This window comes from Candidatus Binataceae bacterium, from assembly GCA_035500095.1.
Lineage (GTDB): Bacteria > Desulfobacterota > Binatia > Binatales > Binataceae > JAKAVN01.
Genome location: DATJXN010000029.1, coordinates 1 through 18,719, shown reverse-complemented (window position 1 = coordinate 18,719; position 18,719 = coordinate 1). Strand labels below are relative to the sequence as shown.

The following is an 18,719-nucleotide window of genomic DNA, read 5'->3' as shown; positions in this document are numbered from 1 at the left end:
AGGGCTATGGCTGCGCAACCCAAACATCTCCCGCTGGAGCGTTATAACTACCTGACGGCAGAGTCGGGTATTTACAGTTGGTTGACCACTGTCGATCACAAGCGCGTCGCTGTCCTGTACCTGGTGGCGTCGCTCTTCTTCATGTTGCTCGGCGGTATCGAGGCGATGGCGATTCGGACCCAGCTCGCGGTGCCGAACAACACTTTCCTCTCGGCCAACACCTACAACCAGATGTTCACGATGCACGGCACGACCATGATCTTCATGGTCGTGATGCCGCTGGAGCTCGGGTTCTTCGCCAACTTCCTCATCCCGCTCCAGATCGGCGCCCGCGACGTCGCTTTTCCGCGGATCAATGCGCTCAGCTTCTGGGTCTTCCTCTTCGGCGCGCTGTTTATGAACCTCGGATGGCTCAACCTCACGCTTCCCGACGGCGGATGGTTCGGCTACGCCAATCTGACCGAGCGCTACTTCTCCCCCGGTCTCAACATTGATCTCTGGAACATCGGCTTGCTCATCCTCGGCATCTCGACCTTGCTGAGCGGCCTGAACTTCTTCGTCACGATCGTCAACATGCGCGCTCCGGGCATGACCTTCATGCGCATGCCGATGTTCATGTGGTCGATGCTGGTGACCACTATCCTTATCCTGCTGGCCTTCCCGTGCCTGACGGTGGGACTGATCTTCCTGTTCCTCGACCGCTTCGTCGGGACCCACTTCTACCTGGTCGAGCTGGGCGCGACGCCGATCCTCTGGCAGCATCTGTTCTGGCTGTTCGGCCATCCGGAAGTTTACATCATGGCGCTGCCGGCCTTCGGCATGATGTCGGAGATCATCCCGGTGTTTTCGCGCAAGCCCCTGTTCGGCTATGCCGGGATGGCGTATTCGATGGTGCTGATCGGCTTTCTGTCGTATGGCGTGTGGGGCCACCACATGTTTGCGACCGGGATGGGTCCAGTGGCCGACTCGACGTTCGCGATCACCACGATGCTGATCGCGATTCCCACCGGGATCAAGATTTTCAGCTGGGTCGCGACCGTGTGGGGCGGCTCGCTGAGGATGAAAGTCGCGTTTTTCTTCGGCGTCGCGGCGGTGGTCGAATTCACGCTCGGCGGACTGAGCGGGGTCATGCACGCGAGCGTGCCGATCGACCTCCAGCAGACCGACACCTACTTCGTCGTGGCGCATTTCCACTACGTGCTCTTCGGCGGGATGATGTTCGCGATCCTCGGCGGGTTCTACTACTGGTGGCCCAAGATCACCGGCCGAATGATGAACGAGGAACTCGGCAAGCTGCACTTCTGGCTGACCATCGTCGGCTTCAATTGCACTTTTTTTCCGATGCACTTTCTCGGCGTCTGGGGAATGCCGCGGCGGATCTACACCTACGCGCCCGGAATGGGATGGGATTTCTGGAACGCCTTCGAGACCGCTTCGGCGTATTTGCTGTTCGTGGCCTTTGTAGTTTTCGGCTACAACCTGATCCGCAGCCTCAGCCACGGCGAAAAGGCGGAAGCGGACCCGTGGGACGCCCGCACCCTGGAGTGGGCAACCCCATCGCCGCCGCCGCCGTACAACTTCGAGCAGATTCCGGTGGCCCGCGGCCGCGACGCCTTTTGGGTCGATAAGTACGGCGTGATGGTCGAAGTGCACGGCCACGGCCACAGCAGCATGCCTGCCCAGGGTGAGACCTCGGGCGCTGCGGCGCCGGCCGCGCATCACGAAGCCGCCGCCCACGGCGCTCCGCATATGCCGGCGCCGTCGATATACCCGCTGCTGTTCGCGCTCGGCCTCGTGGTCGGCGCCGCGGGCGTGCTGATGAACTGGGTCAGGATCGACGTGCTCGGCGCGCTGCTCCTGTTCTTCTCGATTATCGGGATGGCTTTCGAGTATCCGGACCACGGCGAAGAGCACCCTCATCAGGATGCTCCGACCTATGCCGGCATCGACCATCGCAAGGCCGGGATGTGGGCGTTCCTCGGTTCGGAGTGCGTCTTCTTCGCGTGCCTTATCTCGGTCTACATGGTTTACAAGCCGCGCAACGTTGGCGTCGGCGCGGAAGTGCTCAATATCCCGCTGACCTCGTTCAGCACCTTTATCCTGCTGATGTCGAGCTTCCTGATGGTGCTGGCGCTGGCGGCCACGCAGCGCGGCGACCAGAAGTGGTCGACCATCTGGCTCTGCGGTACCGCCTTCTTCGGACTGATCTTCCTCGGCGGCCAGTTCTACGAATTTTCAACCCTGTTCCTGCACGACCATCTCTCGATGCAGGGAAGCATCTTCGGCCAGACCTTCTACACCCTGGTCGGCACGCACGGGACGCACGTCGCGATCGGCGTCATCTGGCTGATCGTGATGGCGGTGGCGTCGGCGACCGGCAGGGCGGGAAAGTCGCGGGCGCTTTCGGTCGAGATCGTGGGTCTCTACTGGCACTTCGTTGACGTGGTCTGGATTCTGATTTTCACTTTGATCTACCTGATGAGGTCGGTGAAGGGCGCATGAGCGAGAACGTAGCGGCGGCTGAACACGGACACGTTGCGGCGGGCGAGCACGCATCGGGGCATCCCGGCCCCGCGCTCTATGCGCTCATCGCGATCGCCCTGGTGATCCTGACCTTCATGGAACTGGCGGTCTATTACGTCAGTTTCCTGCAGCCCTTGCTGGTGCCTATTCTGATCCTGCTGGCGCTGGCCAAGTTTCTGCTGGTCGGCGGGTTCTACATGCACCTCTACTACGACCAGAAGATCTTCAGCATCTTCTTCGTCTTTCCTCTGATCCTGGCGTGCTTCATCGGCGCCGCGCTGATGATGATCTTCTCGGCGCTCGAAGCCCGTGTGATACTTTGAATTAGATGCGGAGCCGGCTCCGCGTCAGAGTAGTTTCAAATGGATCCATCAGCAGCAATCGGTATCGCTCTGCTGGCGGCCGTGTACGCGCTTGCGGCCTGGCAGATGGGGCGCCGCCCCACTCAGCGCCAGGTATTTTTCTTCGGCCTGCTCATCGTCGCGATGCTCATCACCTTCGGTCCGCTCGACGAACTGGGCGATGAACGCTCGTTCTGGGCACACATGCTCGAGCATTCGTTCCAGAGCTGGGTCATCCCGCCGCTCTTCCTGCTTTCGGTGCCGGACTGGATGTTCCGGCCGATCCTGATGAGCGCTCCGGTGCGGCCGTTCGCGCGTCTCTTCACCAATCCCATTGTCGCCTTCGCAACCTTCACGACTATCTACGTCTTCGCGCACGATCCGCCGATCTTCAACCTGATGACCACGAACGAGAATGTTCACATCGCGGTCCATCTGGCCTTCATGATCTCGGGCACCATCCTGTTCTGGCCGCTGCTGAGCCCGATGGCGGAGTATCCGCGGCTCAGCTACCCGGCGCAGATTCTCTATCTGTTCCTGCTGATGGTCCCGATGACCGCGGTGGCGGCGCCGATAACGCTTTCGGAATCGGTCACCTACCCATGGTACGCCGTCGCCCCGCATCCGTTTGGCCTCGAGCCGCGGCAGGACCAGGTGATCGGCGGAATTCTGATGTGGGTGGGCGACAGTTTCTACCTGATGCTCATCACTACGCTCATCTTCTTCCGTTGGGCGCGCAACGAGGAGATAGAAGTGCCGGCGATAAACCTGCGCCGCCCGCCAGAACTGCGCGTACTCCGTCCGACCCGCAACGCTCGCGCCTAAGCGCTCTAAATTCTTTTATCGCGTCCGATTCTTTGTCGTCGTCGGGCGTCCTTAAAATTTTCGCTTCCCTCCGCGATGCACAAGGCATAATGCTGGAATCAAAGGGGGCGCCGATCCGGGCCCCAAGAGACCTACATCGTCTTCCCGGGAAACCGCCGGTTTGCTCCGGCCGGTTGCGCTTTCCGATCCTACGGCACTCTTGGCTCTCGGCGCCTTCATCGAAAGGAGGATCCGATGAACCGGAAAATACGGATGACCGCCGACGGCGCGTTCGCAGGCATAATTGGCGCGGCTGTCATTGCGCTGTGGTACCTGATTTTTGACGCCGCGCGGGGTCAGCCGCTCGGCTCTCCCGGAGCGCTCGCCGCGACGCTCTTCGGCGGAGCGCATCCCGGCGCAGCGCTTACGATTGGCCGGCTCGTCTTTCATTTCGGCGTCTTTGCGCTAATCGGCGTAGCTGGCGCCATGATGCTCGAAACGGCCGAGCACGACGAGTCGCTCTTTCCAACCATGATGCTGCTGGTGCCGGTGTTCGAGATTTTCTGCATCCTGATCCTGATGTTGATCGGGCCTTCCGCCCAGGTCTCGCTGCCGTGGTGGAAATTTCTGATCGGCGCGTTGATGGCGACCTCGGCAATGCTCGCGTTCTTTCTCGAGCGCCATCCTACGCTGGCGCATCATCTGGCGGGGCCATGGACCGGAGTGGCCCGCGAGGGCACGGTCGCCGGTGTCATCGGTGCGGTCGTGGTCGCACTCTGGTTTCTCGGCTGCGACACTGTGAGCGGCGAGGTTTTTCGCACCCCGGCGCTGCTTGGTGCGGCGATCTTCCAGGGCATCTTTGACCCCAACCAGGTTCAGGTGACGCTGCCGCTGGTGCTGGGCTATACGGCGCTCCATTTCTTTGCCTTCGCGATGTTCGGGATCGCGACCGCGGTGCTCCTCTACGCGGCTGACTTCGAGCCGGTGTTCGCGCTGGCCGCACTTTTTCTGCTTGCGATTTTCGAGATCTTTTTCGTCGGGGCGCTGGCCGCTTTCGACCAGGCGGCGCTGGCCGAGTTGGGATTCTGGAAGATCCTGGCCGGAAACGTGTTGGCGATGGCGGCGATGCTCGGTTACTTCGAAACCCGGCATCGCGGATGGTGGGCGCGTTTCCGCGAGCGATGGGAAGTGCTGCAACTACGGCGCGACTAGAAGCAGACGGGGCGGGCGCGTCTCGTACGAGATGCGCCTGCCCGGCGCGGGGCGGGCAGCCCGCGAAGGGGCCTACAGCCCCAGTACGTCGCGCATCGAGTAGAGCCCGGGCGGCTGTTGCTCCAGCCACGCCGCCGCGTGCAACGCTCCGCGCGCGAGCGAATCGCGGCTCTGCGTGCGATGGATCAGTTCCAGCCGCTCGCCCTGGCCGCCGAATATAACGGTGTGATCGCCGACCGCGTCGCCCGCTCTGAGAGCCATCACGGCGATTTTCTCGGCTGGCCGCACGCCGGTTATACCTTCGCGTCCGTAGATCGCGTTGGCCGCGAAGTCCTGCCCGCGCGCCGCCGCAATAATGCGGCCCAGCGCGACGGCGGTGCCGCTCGGCGCATCGACCTTGGTCCGATGATGGATCTCGAGGACTTCGGCGTCGAAGTCGGGCAATATTTTGGCGACCTCGGCCACGATTTTCATCAGCACGTTGACTCCGACGCTCATGTTGGGGGCGATCACGGTGCGCGTGCGCGGAGCGATTTCGCGCGCCCGCGCTTCCATCGCCGGCGTGAGGCCCGTCGTGCCGAGCACGATCGCGGCCCCGGCGCCGGCGGCGACCTCGAGATGCTCCATCGCCGCAGCCGCGACGGTGAAATCGAGCGTGATGGTGTCGGGCCTGGCGATCGCGGCGTAGTCGGCGACGACGGGCACGCCGAGCGGCCCCACGCCCGCGAGCGTACCAGCGTCGGCGCCGATCGCGGGCACGGCGGGAGCCTCGATTGCGCCGACCAGGCGATGGGTCCGGTCTTGTGCGATTAGCGAAGTCAGCAGGCGGCCCATCCGGCCGGCTGCCCCAGCCACAATAAGGTTGGCCATCGTGCCTCTCCGATTCGGGCGCGCCGACGCGGGGCGAGCCGGGCTCGTGCGGGGCGCGGACTTATTCGGGGTATCGTCCGCCCGGTTTTATCGCCCGAGGCCGGTCAGGCGCTTTGCTCCGCGGGTGCGGCCGGAGCCTCGGGGGCGGCCGCCGCGCCCTTTTTGCCGTGCTTGGCGGTCCAGTGTTCTTCGCAGAGGCTCCCGCGCACGCGCTTTTTGCGGCACTTCTCGAAAGTGCAGGTACTATAGCGCGCCTTCGGCATTTCGCCGTGACGCCACAGGCGATAGTGCTTGCGGCAATAACCCTTCGCGATCACTTCGCGGTTACAATCCGTGGCCTTGCAGGTTCCCTTGTTCGCCATTAACGCTCTTCTCTCGAAATTATGAATTGCCGCGTCGGTGTTTCCGGGCAGTCAGAACTCGGCCTTGAGCTCGCGGCTCAGCAGTTCATCGACCATAGCGTTTGCGGGCGCGCCTTCATAGAGCACCCGGCAGACCGCGGAGACGATTGGCATCTCCACGCCCATCCGTCCGGCCAGTTGGCTTATCGAGCGCGCGTTGGAAACGCCCTCTGCCACCGGATGGCCGGAAGACATGTTCGCCATGACGGCGTCGATTCCTTCGCCGCGGCCGATCCTGAGTCCCAATGCGCGATTGCGCGAGAGATCGCCCGTGCAGGTCAGCACCAGGTCGCCCAGCCCGGCGAGCCCGTAAATCGTCTCGGCGCGCGCGCCGGCCCGCACGCCAAGCCGCGTCAGTTCGGCCAGGCCGCGTGTGACGAGGGCCGCCCGCGCGCTCGAACCGAGGCCGAGGCCGTCGCTGATTCCGGCCGCGATCGCGATTACGTTCTTGGCCGCGCCCGCGAGTTCGACCCCGCTTACGTCAACGCTGCGGTAAACGCGGAGCCTGCGCGAGGCGAAGAGCCGCTGGACGTCGAGCGAGACCGTCTCGTCGCGCGCCGCCGCGACCACCGCGGCGGGTTTGCCGCGCGCGACCTCGGCGGCGAACGCCGGGCCTGACAGCACCGCGATCCTTTGTACTGCGGGCGCAAGGCTGGCCAGCATCGCGGTCATCGTGCAGAGCGAGGCCTCTTCGATCCCCTTGGTAACGCTGACGAGCGTCGCGCCGGCGCCGAGCGCCGGACCTACCGGCGTCATCGCTGCCCGCGCGAAACGCGACGGCACCGCCATCAGGACCGTATCGCTTGCGCCCGCCGCGTCGGCCCATCGATCGCTGATTTCGATCGCTTCCGGCAGCGCCACGCCGGACAGGTAAGCGGCGTTCTCGCGCTGCTCCCGGATTGCCGCGGCATGATCGCTGCGCCGCGCGCACAGCGTCACGCGATAACCCGCGCGGGCGAGCTCGACAGCGAGCGCCGTGCCCCACGCTCCCGCTCCCAGGACCGCAATCGTGCTCATGGCCTCCTGGCCGGAACAGCCGCGATTTCGAGCCGCAACTTCAAGCGGACGACCGGCGCCGATCCATATTACGGCTATACGACGCCGATGACGATTCGGTACAGGGGCTCAAGTTCGCGGTAGGCGTCGAGCAGCTCGGCGCGATCCAGGCGGATCGCGTCGCGCACGTTCCATCCGAAACCGACGTCGATTCCGCCGGTCTTTTTGCCGAGCTCTTCCGCGAGCGAGGTAAAAAGCGTCTCGTCGGCCGCGATCTCCCTGGGCAGCGCGCTGAAATCCCAATTTTCATAGCGCGCGACGCGCGTTCCGCGAAGCGATCTTGCGAGCGCGGCGGCGTTTGTGGCAATGCCGTGCGCCATGGACGCCCGGCCGTCGGCCTCTGGCTTGACCACGATTCGCGCATGCAGCCCTGCGCTCGAGACGCAGAGCGCCAGGTGACCGTAACGCCGGTAGCCCCTCGGCGATGGTCCGAACGCGGCCCAAGTTTCGGGCGGCGGATTGACGGTGCGGCGCGCATGCCGGGCGAGGTGAGGATAAAGCTCGTGATTGAGCGTGCGCGCGAGCTCGGGCGTCAATTCATCGGCGAGCCGCGCGAGGCGCGGACGCACCCGCGCATCGATCTCCTGCATGCGTGTGTTGAAGTCCTCGATCTTGAAGACTGCGAAGTCGGCCGGCGTGAAGCCGAGCCCGGAGGGTTTTTTCACTGCTTCGCGCGATGCGCCACGATGGCCGTTTCCCAGTTGCGCCCGTCGAAGCGCTCGACCTCGAGCGCGAAAAGTTCAATCCCCTCGAGGCATCGCGCATTGACGTCGATCTTGTCCGGGTCGGAGCGAGGGATATAGAAGGCGGCGACGCCGCAGTTGGGGCAGAAATGGTGTTTCGCGACACCCGTGTTGAAGGTGTAGGTCGAGAGATTTTCGGCTGGGGTCAGCAAACGAAAAGTCTCCCGCGCCACGATCCAGTGCAGGTATCCTTTTTTGACGCAGATCGAGCAGTTGCATTCGCTCACTGTTTCCGTTTCGGGGCGGCCATCGACTTCGAAGGCGACGCGTCCGCAATGGCATCCGCCGCGAGAGATTGCGCCTCGTGCGTTCATCAGATTTGAACTTTTGATTGAATGGCGAGCGGCATTTTTTCTTGCCTCGATCCCATAGTGCAGGCCGGAGGGTATCGCAAGGGACTCGAACATTTTAGCATTTCGCGCCGGAACCCGGTGGCGCGGCACTTTTGCGTCCGGAGCTTTTGCGCTAGAGACTAAGCGTCGGGACGGCGGCAAGGAAAAATGGACTTCAGCTACACGCCTGAAGAGGAGGCCTTTCGCCTGCGCGCGCGCCAGTGGCTCGAGGCCAACGCGCCGCGCGACATCCCCGACCGCGGGTTCTCGCTGCCGACGGATCCGGCGTCGATCCAGACGCTGCGCGACTGGCAGCGCCGGCTTTTCGAGGCCGGGTTCCTCGGCCTCTCGTGTCCCGTCGAATACGGCGGCCAGGGCAAGACGATCGTATATAGCGCGATCCTGAGCGAAGAGATGGCGCGGGCGCGCGCCCCCGCGGCGCTCAACCTCATCGGGCTCTCGATGGCGGCGCCGACGATCCTGGAGCACGGGACCGAGGAGCAGCGGCGCCGCTTCGTGCCGAAAATTCTCTCGTGCGAGGAGATCTGGTGCCAGGGGTTCTCCGAGCCCGGCTCGGGATCCGATCTTGCCGCGCTCAGGAGCCGCGCCGAGCTCAAGGGCGACGAGTTCATCGTCAACGGCGCGAAGGTCTGGACCTCGCACGGGCAAATCGCCGACTGGTGCATGCTGCTCGTGCGCACGGAGCCCGACAAGCCCAAGCATCGCGGCCTCAGCTACCTGCTGGTCGATATGCACAGCCCGGGCGTCTCCGTGCGGCCGCTGCGCCAGATGACCGGCGAGGAGGAATTCAACCAGCTCTTCTTCGATGACGTCCGTGTGCCGCGCGAAAACCTGCTCGGGCCGCAGGGCGGCGGATGGGGCGTGGCGCTGACCACGCTGATGAACGAGCGAGCGACGCTGTCGCTGTCGATCGTCGCGCGCTTCGGCAACACCTTCGACGACCTCAAGCGGCTCGCGCTCCGCACGCTCGCCGACGGCACGACGCCGCTTGACCCGCGCGTCATCCGCCAGGCGCTCGCGCAGTTCTATATCGACGTCGAATCGATGAAATACCTCGCCTACCGCAATTTCTCGCGCCTGCTGCGGGGCGGCACGCCGGGTCCCGAAGGCTCGATTTCCAAGCTCCTGTGGAGCGAGCTGAATCAGCGGATGAACGAGTTCGCGCTGGCCGTCCAGGGTCCGCACGCGGTGCTCGACGAGGGATCGCCGCACGTGGTCGAGGACGGGCGATGGCAGTACGGCACGCTGCGCGCGCGCGGCAACACGATCGAGGAAGGGACTTCCGAGATTCAGCGCAGCATCATTGCCGAGCGGCTGCTCGGGATGCCCAAGGGATACTGAGCGCGCCGCGCGAAAGCCGCTGCCAGGCGAAGAACCATAGCGCGAGCAGCGTGGTCCCGATCCCGACCGCGAACGGATACATGATCGTCGGACGATCCATCACCAGCGGCAGCAGCGCGACGGCGAGCGCCGGCGGCACGTGAAGGTCGCACACGCGCAGCACCGCGATTCCCCACGCCATGCTTACAGCCGCGGCAAGCGGCGTCACCCCGAAGAAGTGCCACGACACGAATCCGCCGAGCGCCGTCAGAAAGCACGCGACCGGTAGCCGGATTGGCTTGTCCGCCCACGGACAAATGGCGGTGTGGCCAAGCATCTCGAATCCAATCACCACCAGCGGCGGGAACAGCACAAAACGAAGCCCGGTCAGCTTGACGAAGAATACCGCGACCGCGACGAAGGCGAACAGGGCCGCAAGCCACAGGCGGCCGGCCGGCACTTCCTCGATAAGGTCGTCAAGAACGTCGAGATCGTCAAGGCGCCCGGCGTCTGCTGCCGCATCGCTCGCGGCGCGCGCGGGCGCGACCGCGCGCTCGGCGCATAGTTTTTTCCACGGCACGGACAGCACCGCGAGCATCACCGTTCCGAGCGCGATCGCCGGCGGGTACCACCAGCTCTTCACTCCCAGCACGAGCGGGAGCAGGCCCGCGGAGATCGCCGGCGCAATCGGCGAGCGCAGGGCGAAGATGATCGCTATTGCGCTCGCGACGGTCAGCAGCACCGAGAGATATCCGTAAGGCAGCGCTCGGGTGAAGAAGATGCCGGCGGCGCCGGTCAGCGCGGGCGTAATCGCGAGCAGCACCGGCGCGTTGGCCCAGGTCCCGCGCGGGCGCGTCATCACGTCGTGCGAGAGCGCGCCGAGCTCCGGGAACAGGACATAGACCGCGCCGGTCGCACACGCGATCTGGGCGATGATCGCGATATATACGAGCGCGATCAGCTCGGCGCCCAACTGGTAGAGTCCGCCGAGCGGCGCAGCGCCAGCCGGACGCTCGCGGCTCAATGGGGCCGGCGCCCCCAGACGCGGGTGAGGTTATGAAGTCCGCTCAAGTTGCGATACCAATAACATATAATGGCGGCTGGGATGACGGGGCAAAATCAAAAAACCGATCGGGACACGGCGAAGCGTGCGCGGACCGGGTCGCGGTCCGCTCCGCCGCCCTTCGCGGATTTTGATCGGGTGCTCGCGCGCTATGGGTTGGGCGCTCTTACGCGCACCCAGCCGGTCGCGCTGCAGGTCAACGTCGGCAAGCACTGCAATCAGGCGTGCCATCACTGCCACGTGGACGCCGGTCCCGCGCGCACCGAACGGATGGAAAACGCTACGGCAAAGCGTGTGCTCGAGCTGCTTGCGCGAAGCCCGGCGATACGCACGCTCGACCTGACCGGCGGCGCGCCGGAGCTCAACGGAAATTTCCCGATGCTGGTCGAGGGCGGCCGCCGCGCCGAGCGCCAGGTGATGGTTCGATGCAACCTGACGGTGATGTTCGAGCCCGGGATGGAACGGCTCGGCGAATTCTATCGCGACAACCGCGTGACGCTGGTCTGTTCGCTGCCGTGCTACAGCGCGGCGAACGTCGAGCGCCAGCGCGGGCGCGGCGTCTTCGAAAAAAGCATCGCCGCGCTCCGGAGGCTCAACGCGCTGGGCTATGGCGGGGGCGGAGATCTCAGGCTCGATCTCGTTTACAATCCGGTCGGCCCGGCGCTGCCGCCGCCCCAGGCCGCGCTCGAAGCGGACTACCGGCGCGCGCTCGCCGCTCACGGCGTCCGCTTCGATCGCCTGTTGACGATCGCCAACATGCCGATCTCGCGTTTTGCCCGTCAACTCCATCAGTGGGACAAGTACGCGGATTACATGGGGCTGCTGGTGAATCATTTCAACCCGGGTACGGTAGAGGGCGTGATGTGCCGCACGCTGGTGAGCGTCGGATGGGACGGGCGGTTGTACGATTGCGACTTCAACCAGATGCTCGAAATGCCGATCGGCGCTGCGGGCGAGCGCCGCACGCTCACAGTGTGGGACGTCGAAGATCTGGAGGCGCTCGCGGGTGCGCCTATCGCGACCGGCGCGCATTGCTTCGGATGCACGGCCGGCGCGGGCTCGAGTTGCGCCGGCGCGCTGGTCTAATCGCAGGAAACTTCACAAACATGACTGACGTTACGATCGAGGGAAGCTGCGATGCGCGGTTTGCGCGCGTGCGCGAGGCCTTTGCCGCAAACTTCGTCAACTATCGCGAGACCGGAGCCTCGGTCTCGCTCGTGCTCGACGGCCGCGTCGTCGCCGATCTGTGGGGCGGATGGGCCGACAAGGCGCGGACGCGCCCCTGGAGACGCGACACGATCGTCAATACGTATTCGACCACCAAGGGGCTCACTGCGATTTGCGCGCATCGCCTCGCCGGCGAGGGCCGGCTCGACCTCGACGCGCCGGTCGCCGAATACTGGCCCGAGTTCGCGGCCAACGGGAAGAGTCGCATCCCCGTGCGCCAGTTGATGAACCATCGCGCCGGTCTTCCCGCGATTCGCAGGCCGCTTAAGCTCGAGGACCTCTACGATTGGCGAACAATGACCGGCGCGCTGGCGGCCGAGGAGCCGTGGTGGGAGCCGGGAACGCGGCACGGCTACCATGCGCTCACCTTCGGCTACCTGGTCGGCGAGGTGATTCGCCGTGTCGCGGGCCGGAGCGTCGGAAATTACTTCAGGGACGAAATCGCCGCGCCGGTCGGCCTCGACGCGCATATCGGGCTGGACGCGCGCGAAGACGATCGCGTTGCCGAGATGATTGGCGCCCCGCCGCCCGCGCCGGGCGAATTCAATCTGTTTGCCGAGATGGCGAAAAATCCCGACTCGGTCACCGCGCGCACCTTCGCCAATCCGCCGGTGCTGTCGATGGCGACGGTGAACTCGCGCGGATGGCGCGGCGCGGAGATTCCGGCCGCCAATGGCCATACCAACGCCCGCGCGCTGGCCCGCCTGTACGGCGCGCTCGCCCGTGGCGGCGAGGTTGACAGCGTGCGCGTGATGGCGGCGCCTGCGATTCCCGCCCTAAGCGTCGAAGAGTCGTTCGGTCCCGACGCGGTCCTGCTCATTTCGACGCGCTTTTCGCCGGGCTTCATGCTCTCGCAGCCAGGCGAAGAGATGGGACCCAATGCGCGCGCCTTCGGCCATCCGGGCGCCGGCGGCTCGCTCGGCTTCGCCGATCCCGAGGCGAAAATCGGCTTCGGCTACGCGATGAACCGGATGGGCGCAGGTATCCTGCTCGACCCGCGCGCCAAGGCGCTGATCGCCGCGGCGTATGCGTCGCTCTAGTTGCTGTGCGGTTGGCCGCCGCCCGCTTCCGTTGGAAAAGCCCGGCTAATCCGCTATTCATAATGCGATTAGGAACGCTGATTGAAAGGGCGCAGGCGAAGTAGTCAGGATGTTGCTCACCTGGTTTCCGATTCTGGTAACGCTGGCCGTGGCGGCGATCGTCGTCGGCGCGATGGTCACGATCAACCGCCTGACCGGGCCGCGGCGCCCGAGCAAGATCAAGGGCGAGGCCTTCGAGTGTGGCAATCCGCCGAGCGGCGTCGCTTGGGGCCGCTTCTCGGTGCACTTTTACCTGACCGCGCTCCTGTTCGTCGTGTTCGACGTCGAAGTCGTTTTCCTCTACCCGTGGGCGGTCGAGTTGCGCCATCTCGGGATGTTCGGCCTGGTCGAGGCGCTGGTCTTCATCGCGATTCTCACGGTCGGACTCGTGTACGCATGGCGCCGCGGCGCGCTGGACTGGACCTGAACCGGGCGCTTCGCGGCAAATCGAAAAATGCTGCTTGACCAACTGAAGGAGCGCTTCGGCGCGGATATCCTCGCGGCCGAGAGCGCCCGCGGCGAAGAAACGATCTCGGTCGCGCGCGAGCGCGCGCCCGAGGTGCTGCGCGCGTTGCGCGACGAGCCGGCGTTCGCCTTTAATTTCCTTGCCGACCTTACCGCGGTGGACTGGCCCGCGCGCACGCCGCGCTTTGACGTCGTCTATCATCTGCATTCGATCAAACTCGGCCATCGCCTGCGGGTAAAGGTCCGAGCCGGCGAGCCCGACCCGTCCGTCGCGAGTGTGACGGCGTTGTGGAAGTCGGCCGACTGGCTCGAGCGCGAGTGCTACGACATGTTCGGCATCCGCTTCGAGGGCCATCCCGACCTCCGCCGTATCCTGATGTACGATTCCTTCGAGGGCCATCCGCTGCGCAAGGACTACCCGGTCAACCGGCGCCAGCCGATGGTGCCCGAGACCGACCCGATTCTTAATCCGCTGCGGCCCTCGCGCTGAGCGCGGCGGCCCCGATCGCAACCGACACCCGGGAGAGCACATGGCACTGCCCGCGCGCTGGAGCAAAAACGCCGAGATCGCGGATTCGACCGACGAGGTGATGGAAATCCAGATGGGGCCGTCGCATCCGGCCTCTCACGGCACGATCAAGTTCAATTTGAAGCTCGACGGCGAGCAGATTGTCGATTGCGACGTCGAGGTCGGCTACCTCCATCGCGGCTTCGAAAAGATGTGCGAGCAGGGCACCTGGACGCAGTGCTTTCCCTACACCGACCGCCTCAACTACGCCTCCCCATGTATCAACAACGTCGGCTTCGCGCTCGCGGTCGAACGCCTGCTCGGCGTTAGCGCGCCCGAACGATGCCAGTACGCGCGCGTCATCATGAGCGAGGTCCATCGCTTGGCCGACCATCTGACCTGCCTGGGGATGGCGGCGGGCGAGGTCGGCGCGCAAAGCGTGATGTTCTACATGCTCGAGGCGCGCGAGTTTCTCTACGACCTGGTCGAGGCGGTAACCGGCGCGCGGCTGACCGTGACCTGGTGCCGCGCGGGCGGAATCTCGCGCGATCTGCCGGCCGACCTGGGCGATAGAGTCGTGCTCGCTTTTCGCCATCTTGACGGCATTCTGTCGGACTGCGACAAGCTCCTCGGCCGCAACCGGGTGTTCGTCGATCGGATGGCGGAGATCGGAGCGATGAGCGCCGACGAGGCGATCTCCCACGGCCTGTCGGGTCCGCTCCTGCGCGCCTCGGGCGTGGCCTACGACGTGCGCAAGGCCCATCCGTACCTGGTTTACGACCGCTTCGAATTCGACGTCCCGACCGGCAGCAAGGGCGACAATTACGACCGCTTCAACGTGCGCTTCCAGGAGATGTACGAGTCGCGCAAGATCATCGAGCAGGCGATGCGCACGCTGCCGCAAGGGCCGTTTGCGCTCGACGATCCGCGAATCGTGTTGCCGCCCAAGGAGCGCGTGTACAACTCCATCGAGGGGCTGATGAACCATTTCAAGCTCATCATGGAGGGTATCAAGGTGCCCGCGGGCGAAGTTTACCAGGCGGTCGAGGGCTCCAACGGCGAGCTGGGCTTTTACGTGGTGAGCGACGGCAGCGGCCGTCCGTACCGGGTGCGCGTGCGGCCGCCCTGCTTTCTCGGGATGGGCGCGCTTTCGCAGATGCTTAAAGGCCATATGATCGCGGATATCGTGGCGACCTTCGGCATGATCAACATGATCGGCGGCGAGTGCGACCGCTGAACATGCGTCGCGCCGACGGCGCCGGACGGCTTCGGGCAACCATCGCCGGCTGCTAAGCTCGGCTCCCAGGGTAGCCTGAAGACCGCATGTCCCGCGCCGATAAGACCGATCCCGAAACCGCCATCGACGCTACCGCCAGAGCGCCTTCAGCCGGGCCAACCGAGACCGGCGCCGCGCCAAGCCGCGTCGTGGAACCGGACGCGACGCCGCGCCGGATTTTGATAATTTTGCTCGGCGCGATCGGCGACGTCGTGCGCGCACTGCCGTTGCTCGGCCGTATCCGCCGCGCATGGCCGCACGCGCACATCGCGTGGGCGGTCGAGCCCAAGTCGCAGGCGGTGCTGGAAGGCCATCCCTGGCTCGACCAGTTGATCGTTTACGACCGCCGGCGCGCGCCATTTTCGTTTCTGCCCTTTCTCGTCCGTGTGCGCGCAGGCCGCTTCGATCTCGCGCTCGACCTTCAGCGCCATCTGAAGAGCGGCGTGGTCTCGATCGTTTGTGGAGCCCGCGTGCGATTAGGCTTCGATCGTGCCAACGTCAAGGAATTCAACCATCTGTTCTCCACCCGGCGGATCGCGCCGCAGCCGCCGATGCGCCTTAAGCTGATGCAATACCAGGCTTTCGGCGACGCGCTCGAACTTCCGCCGGCGCCGGTGGAATTCGGCCTTGTGGCCACGGACGCCGAACGCGCGCGCGCCGCGGCGATGCTGAAGGACACGCCGAGGCCGCTGCTCGCGGTGATCCTGGGCTCATCATGGCCGAGCCGGCTTTATTTTCCCGACTCGATCGCCGCTGTGATTCGCGAGATGGCGGCCGGGCGCGACGGCTATCCGGCGCTTTCCCCGGTGCTGCTCGGCAGCGGCCGCGACGAGGTGGCGTTGGCGGGCCAGGTGGTCGCAAATCTCGCCGGCACGCCCGTCCTGAATCTGGCGGGCCGCACCAACCTGCGCGACCTGGTCGCGATTTTTGCCGAGTCCGCTGCCGCCTTCGGCCCCGACTCGGGCCCCATGCATATTGCCGCGGCCGCTGGATGCCCCGTCGTTTCGCTTTGGGGTGCGACCGCGCCCGAGCGCTCGGCGCCGTGGGGTTTTGCCGAACTGGCGCTGGCCCCCGCGATCCCATGCCATCCGTGCTATCTCCGCGAGTGCCCCATCGGCCGCGAATGTATGCGGCGGATCGCGCCGGGCGACGTCGCCGATGCGCTCCGGCGCGCGCTCGCCGCTCCGCGCAACGCCGGCTCGCCTGCAGATCGCGGGTCGCTGCCGCTCGCGCCGGCTTCTTGATGACGACGGAGGCCAAAGCGCGGATCGAGCGCGACGGATGGTCGCTCTTGCTGGCGCCCGCGCTCGTCGAACTTCCCTCGCGGCTCGGCCTCGAACTTATCGAGCGTGCGCTCAGGATAGCCGGCGGCGCAGGCGAACATCCGGTGCGCCGCTCGCGCCACGCTTCGACCTACCTGGTTCGGCTCGGTACGCCGCTCTCCGGCGAGGCCGAGGTTTTCGTCAAGCTGCTCGACGCGCCGCGCGGGCTTAGGGCGGTTCGGCGTCTGTTTCTCGGCGCGCGTGCCGAACGCATGCAGGCGATTCTCGAGGCGCTGGCCGCCGGGGGATTCGGGGTGGCGCCGATTTTGATCCTCGGCGACGAGCGGGGTAGCGGGCGCACGATGATGGTGACCGCGCGCGTTGCGGGCGAGCCGCTGCCGCGCTTTCTGCGGTGCTCGGTTGGCGCTCCGGGGTCCAGGCGCGAGGTGTTGCGCGCGCTCGGCGCCGAGGTCGCGCGGCTCCATCGCGCCGGTTTCATCCACGGCGATCTCACGCCCTATAACATCTTCGTCACCGCCGCCACGCCGGAGCGCTTCAGCCTGATCGATCACGAACGGACGGCCGAGCCGCGGCTTAACTGGGAGCGCCGGCGGCTGCGCAACCTGGTGCAGCTCTGCCGCTTCGAGCTCGATGGGATGGGCCGCACCAACCGCCTTCGGATTATCCACGCCTACAGTCGGGCGATGGGCGAGGAGCCGCGGCGGCTGGTCCGGCGGATTAACAGGATGCTGCGCGCGCGCCGGGTTCGCGATACTGTTGGCGGCGGGCCGTAGATCGCCGAAGAAATCGGGAGCGGCGCGCCGGCGAAGGACGCACAAGGAGGGGAGGTCTCGAGCAGAACGATGGACGACGCGGTCAGGATTTCAGTCGTGATTCCGGTTTACAACGAGGCCGGCACGATCGGTGAGGTCATCAAGCGCGTGCTCGATTGCGGCTTCGAAACCGAGGTCATCGTGGTCGACGACGCTTCGACCGACGCGACAGCCAAATACCTGCGCTCGCTGGAGCATCCGCAGGTCCAATGTTTCTACCATGCGGTGAATCGCGGCAAGGGGGCGGCGCTGCGCACGGGTTTTGCGGCGGCGCGCAATCCGTACGTCGTGGTCCAGGACGCGGACCTCGAGTACGATCCGCGGGACTACAAGCCCCTGCTCGAAGCCCTGGTCGATGGCCGCGCGGACATGGTTTACGGCTCGCGCTTTCTCGGCGGACCCCATCGAGTGCTCTTCTTCTGGCACTACGTGGGCAACCGGATGCTCACGCTGGCGTCGGACATGATGTGCAATCTCAACCTGACCGATATGGAAACCGGGATGAAAGCGTTTCGCCGCGACAAGCTGACGACGCTCAAGCTCAGCGCCGACCGCTTCACCTTCGAGCCCGAAATAACCGCCAAGGCGGCGCGCGCGCGATGGCGGATCTACGAGGTCCCGATCTCATACTCGGGGCGCACCTATGCCGAGGGCAAGAAGATCGGCTGGCGCGACGCGATCGCCGCGATTGCCGCGATCCTCTATTACCGGTTTGCCGATTAAGCGATGGATTGTCCGCCTCCGGCCGACCCGCCTGAAGGCGATCCCGCCGCGGCGCCTCCGGCGCCGGAGCCGCTCAGCATCGCCGGCGTCGATCCGGAGCGGAATTTCGCCGGCGGCGAGACCCAGGTGCTCGGGCTTACCCTCGAGCTTCGCGCGATGGGCCATCGCGCGGAACTCCTGTGCGATCCGGCGGGTGAGCTATGGCGGCGCGCCCGAGCGGCCGACGTCGTGTGCCACCCGCTGCCGATCCGCAACGCCGTGGACCTCGCAGCCGCCGCCGCATTGAGGCACCTGCTGCGCGCCGGACGCTATGACGTCGTGCATTTCCATACTGCGCGGGCGCATGCGATGGCGCCGTGGGTGCGCGGACTCGCCCGCGCAGCGGTGGTGACGCGGCGGATGGATTACGTGCCGAACCGATTGTTCGCGCGATGGCTCTATGGCGGCGCGGTGGACGGGGTCGCGGCAATCTCGAGCGCCGTCGCCGGCGCGCTTGAGCGCGCCGGCGTTGCGCGCGAGAGTATCGCGCTGATTCCGAGCGGCGTCGATTGCGCGCACTTTCGTCCGCCGACGGCGGACGAACGCGCGCATGCGCGCGCAGCGCTGGGCATCGGAGGCGCCGACTGCGCCGTCGGCGCGGTCGGCGCGCTCGAGCCGCGC

The 18,719-nt window shown here is 65.6% G+C and carries 20 protein-coding genes; 14 read left to right on the top strand and 6 right to left on the bottom strand.

Features of this window, described 5'->3' with window-relative positions; translation table 11 throughout:
• The first annotated feature begins 6 nt into the window (after nucleotides 1–6).
• From ctaD to VMI09_03970, 4 genes are all read left to right on the top strand, one after another.
• Nucleotides 7–2,502 carry a cytochrome c oxidase subunit I gene (gene ctaD / locus VMI09_03985; protein HTQ23830.1) on the top strand — a complete coding sequence of 832 codons (2,496 nt, stop codon included), beginning with the start codon at nucleotides 7–9 and terminating at the stop codon, nucleotides 2,500–2,502.
• On the top strand, nucleotides 2,499–2,846 hold the full coding sequence (locus tag VMI09_03980) for a cytochrome C oxidase subunit IV family protein (GenBank protein ID HTQ23829.1): 348 nt from the start codon (nucleotides 2,499–2,501) through the stop codon (nucleotides 2,844–2,846). The genes ctaD and VMI09_03980 overlap by 4 nt, the downstream gene beginning before the upstream one ends.
• Nucleotides 2,847–2,885: 39 nt before the next feature.
• Nucleotides 2,886–3,689: a cytochrome c oxidase assembly protein gene (locus VMI09_03975; GenBank protein HTQ23828.1), complete on the top strand. Its 804-nt coding sequence runs from the start codon at nucleotides 2,886–2,888 to the stop codon at nucleotides 3,687–3,689.
• A gap of 234 nt (nucleotides 3,690–3,923) precedes the next feature.
• Nucleotides 3,924–4,880, top strand: coding sequence for a hypothetical protein (locus VMI09_03970; GenBank protein HTQ23827.1), 957 nt, complete (start codon nucleotides 3,924–3,926; stop codon nucleotides 4,878–4,880).
• 72 nt (nucleotides 4,881–4,952) lie between these two features.
• Here the strand turns inward: VMI09_03970 and dapB are convergent, their stop codons facing one another.
• From dapB to VMI09_03945, 5 genes are all read right to left on the bottom strand, one after another.
• Entirely contained in the window at nucleotides 4,953–5,750 is a 798-nt protein-coding gene (dapB, locus tag VMI09_03965; GenBank protein ID HTQ23826.1) for a 4-hydroxy-tetrahydrodipicolinate reductase, read from the bottom strand.
• Between the two features lie 104 nt (nucleotides 5,751–5,854).
• Nucleotides 5,855–6,112 (bottom strand): hypothetical protein, encoded by a 258-nt coding sequence (locus VMI09_03960; GenBank protein HTQ23825.1) that lies wholly within the window; start codon nucleotides 6,110–6,112, stop codon nucleotides 5,855–5,857.
• Between the two features lie 51 nt (nucleotides 6,113–6,163).
• Entirely contained in the window at nucleotides 6,164–7,168 is a 1,005-nt protein-coding gene (locus VMI09_03955) for an NAD(P)H-dependent glycerol-3-phosphate dehydrogenase (protein ID HTQ23824.1), read from the bottom strand.
• Nucleotides 7,169–7,242: 74 nt separating this feature from the next.
• Nucleotides 7,243–7,872: a DUF1054 family protein gene (locus tag VMI09_03950; GenBank protein ID HTQ23823.1), complete on the bottom strand. Its 630-nt coding sequence runs from the start codon at nucleotides 7,870–7,872 to the stop codon at nucleotides 7,243–7,245.
• A complete protein-coding gene (locus VMI09_03945; protein HTQ23822.1) occupies nucleotides 7,869–8,177 on the bottom strand; it encodes a GFA family protein in 309 nt (102 codons plus the stop codon). The genes VMI09_03950 and VMI09_03945 overlap by 4 nt, the downstream gene beginning before the upstream one ends.
• Before the next feature lie 273 nt (nucleotides 8,178–8,450).
• Between VMI09_03945 and VMI09_03940 the strand changes: the two genes are divergently transcribed.
• A complete protein-coding gene (locus VMI09_03940; GenBank protein ID HTQ23821.1) occupies nucleotides 8,451–9,644 on the top strand; it encodes an acyl-CoA dehydrogenase family protein in 1,194 nt (397 codons plus the stop codon).
• On the opposite strand, the gene VMI09_03935 is transcribed toward VMI09_03940, so the two are convergent.
• Entirely contained in the window at nucleotides 9,604–10,647 is a 1,044-nt protein-coding gene (locus VMI09_03935) for an HPP family protein (GenBank protein HTQ23820.1), read from the bottom strand. The genes VMI09_03940 and VMI09_03935 overlap by 41 nt on opposite strands.
• A 177-nt stretch (nucleotides 10,648–10,824) precedes the next feature.
• Here VMI09_03935 and arsS point away from each other — a divergent pair, with 177 nt between their 5' ends.
• The 9 genes from arsS to VMI09_03890 form a co-directional block, all read left to right on the top strand.
• Nucleotides 10,825–11,772, top strand: a complete 948-nt coding sequence (gene arsS, locus VMI09_03930; protein ID HTQ23819.1) for an arsenosugar biosynthesis radical SAM (seleno)protein ArsS — start codon at nucleotides 10,825–10,827, stop codon at nucleotides 11,770–11,772.
• Nucleotides 11,773–11,792: 20 nt separating this feature from the next.
• The gene (locus tag VMI09_03925) at nucleotides 11,793–12,953 is read left to right on the top strand and encodes a serine hydrolase domain-containing protein (protein HTQ23818.1); all 1,161 of its coding nucleotides are present in this window, start codon (nucleotides 11,793–11,795) and stop codon (nucleotides 12,951–12,953) included.
• A 109-nt stretch (nucleotides 12,954–13,062) separates the two neighbouring features.
• Nucleotides 13,063–13,419: an NADH-quinone oxidoreductase subunit A gene (locus VMI09_03920; GenBank protein HTQ23817.1), complete on the top strand. Its 357-nt coding sequence runs from the start codon at nucleotides 13,063–13,065 to the stop codon at nucleotides 13,417–13,419.
• A 27-nt stretch (nucleotides 13,420–13,446) separates the two neighbouring features.
• Nucleotides 13,447–13,947, top strand: coding sequence for an NADH-quinone oxidoreductase subunit C (locus VMI09_03915; GenBank protein HTQ23816.1), 501 nt, complete (start codon nucleotides 13,447–13,449; stop codon nucleotides 13,945–13,947).
• 40 nt (nucleotides 13,948–13,987) lie between these two features.
• On the top strand, nucleotides 13,988–15,202 hold the full coding sequence (gene nuoD, locus VMI09_03910) for an NADH dehydrogenase (quinone) subunit D (GenBank protein ID HTQ23815.1): 1,215 nt from the start codon (nucleotides 13,988–13,990) through the stop codon (nucleotides 15,200–15,202).
• Between the two features lie 86 nt (nucleotides 15,203–15,288).
• A complete protein-coding gene (locus tag VMI09_03905) occupies nucleotides 15,289–16,485 on the top strand; it encodes a glycosyltransferase family 9 protein (protein ID HTQ23814.1) in 1,197 nt (398 codons plus the stop codon).
• Entirely contained in the window at nucleotides 16,485–17,297 is an 813-nt protein-coding gene (locus VMI09_03900; GenBank protein ID HTQ23813.1) for a lipopolysaccharide kinase InaA family protein, read from the top strand. Before VMI09_03905 ends, VMI09_03900 begins: the two co-directional genes overlap by 1 nt.
• Nucleotides 17,298–17,366: 69 nt before the next feature.
• Nucleotides 17,367–18,059, top strand: coding sequence for a glycosyltransferase family 2 protein (locus tag VMI09_03895; protein HTQ23812.1), 693 nt, complete (start codon nucleotides 17,367–17,369; stop codon nucleotides 18,057–18,059).
• Between the two features lie 3 nt (nucleotides 18,060–18,062).
• A partial coding sequence (locus tag VMI09_03890; GenBank protein ID HTQ23811.1) for a glycosyltransferase occupies nucleotides 18,063–18,719 on the top strand: 657 nt, incomplete at its 3' end.

Excerpts from the sequence above, each read along its gene's own strand:
- VMI09_03980 (HTQ23829.1), top strand. The coding sequence starts at position 2,499 with ATGAGCGAGAACGTAGCGGCGGCTGAACACGGACACGTTGCGGCGGGC.
- VMI09_03975 (HTQ23828.1), top strand. The coding sequence starts at position 2,886 with ATGGATCCATCAGCAGCAATCGGTATCGCTCTGCTGGCGGCCGTGTAC.
- VMI09_03955 (HTQ23824.1), bottom strand. The coding sequence starts at position 7,168 with ATGAGCACGATTGCGGTCCTGGGAGCGGGAGCGTGGGGCACGGCGCTC.
- VMI09_03895 (HTQ23812.1), top strand. The coding sequence starts at position 17,367 with ATGGACGACGCGGTCAGGATTTCAGTCGTGATTCCGGTTTACAACGAG.
- VMI09_03960 (HTQ23825.1), bottom strand. The coding sequence starts at position 6,112 with ATGGCGAACAAGGGAACCTGCAAGGCCACGGATTGTAACCGCGAAGTG.
- VMI09_03925 (HTQ23818.1), top strand. The coding sequence starts at position 11,793 with ATGACTGACGTTACGATCGAGGGAAGCTGCGATGCGCGGTTTGCGCGC.
- ctaD (HTQ23830.1), top strand. The coding sequence starts at position 7 with ATGGCTGCGCAACCCAAACATCTCCCGCTGGAGCGTTATAACTACCTG.
- VMI09_03940 (HTQ23821.1), top strand. The coding sequence starts at position 8,451 with ATGGACTTCAGCTACACGCCTGAAGAGGAGGCCTTTCGCCTGCGCGCG.
- nuoD (HTQ23815.1), top strand. The coding sequence starts at position 13,988 with ATGGCACTGCCCGCGCGCTGGAGCAAAAACGCCGAGATCGCGGATTCG.
- VMI09_03900 (HTQ23813.1), top strand. The coding sequence starts at position 16,485 with ATGACGACGGAGGCCAAAGCGCGGATCGAGCGCGACGGATGGTCGCTC.
- VMI09_03920 (HTQ23817.1), top strand. The coding sequence starts at position 13,063 with ATGTTGCTCACCTGGTTTCCGATTCTGGTAACGCTGGCCGTGGCGGCG.
- VMI09_03915 (HTQ23816.1), top strand. The coding sequence starts at position 13,447 with ATGCTGCTTGACCAACTGAAGGAGCGCTTCGGCGCGGATATCCTCGCG.
- VMI09_03905 (HTQ23814.1), top strand. The coding sequence starts at position 15,289 with ATGTCCCGCGCCGATAAGACCGATCCCGAAACCGCCATCGACGCTACC.
- dapB (HTQ23826.1), bottom strand. The coding sequence starts at position 5,750 with ATGGCCAACCTTATTGTGGCTGGGGCAGCCGGCCGGATGGGCCGCCTG.
- VMI09_03970 (HTQ23827.1), top strand. The coding sequence starts at position 3,924 with ATGAACCGGAAAATACGGATGACCGCCGACGGCGCGTTCGCAGGCATA.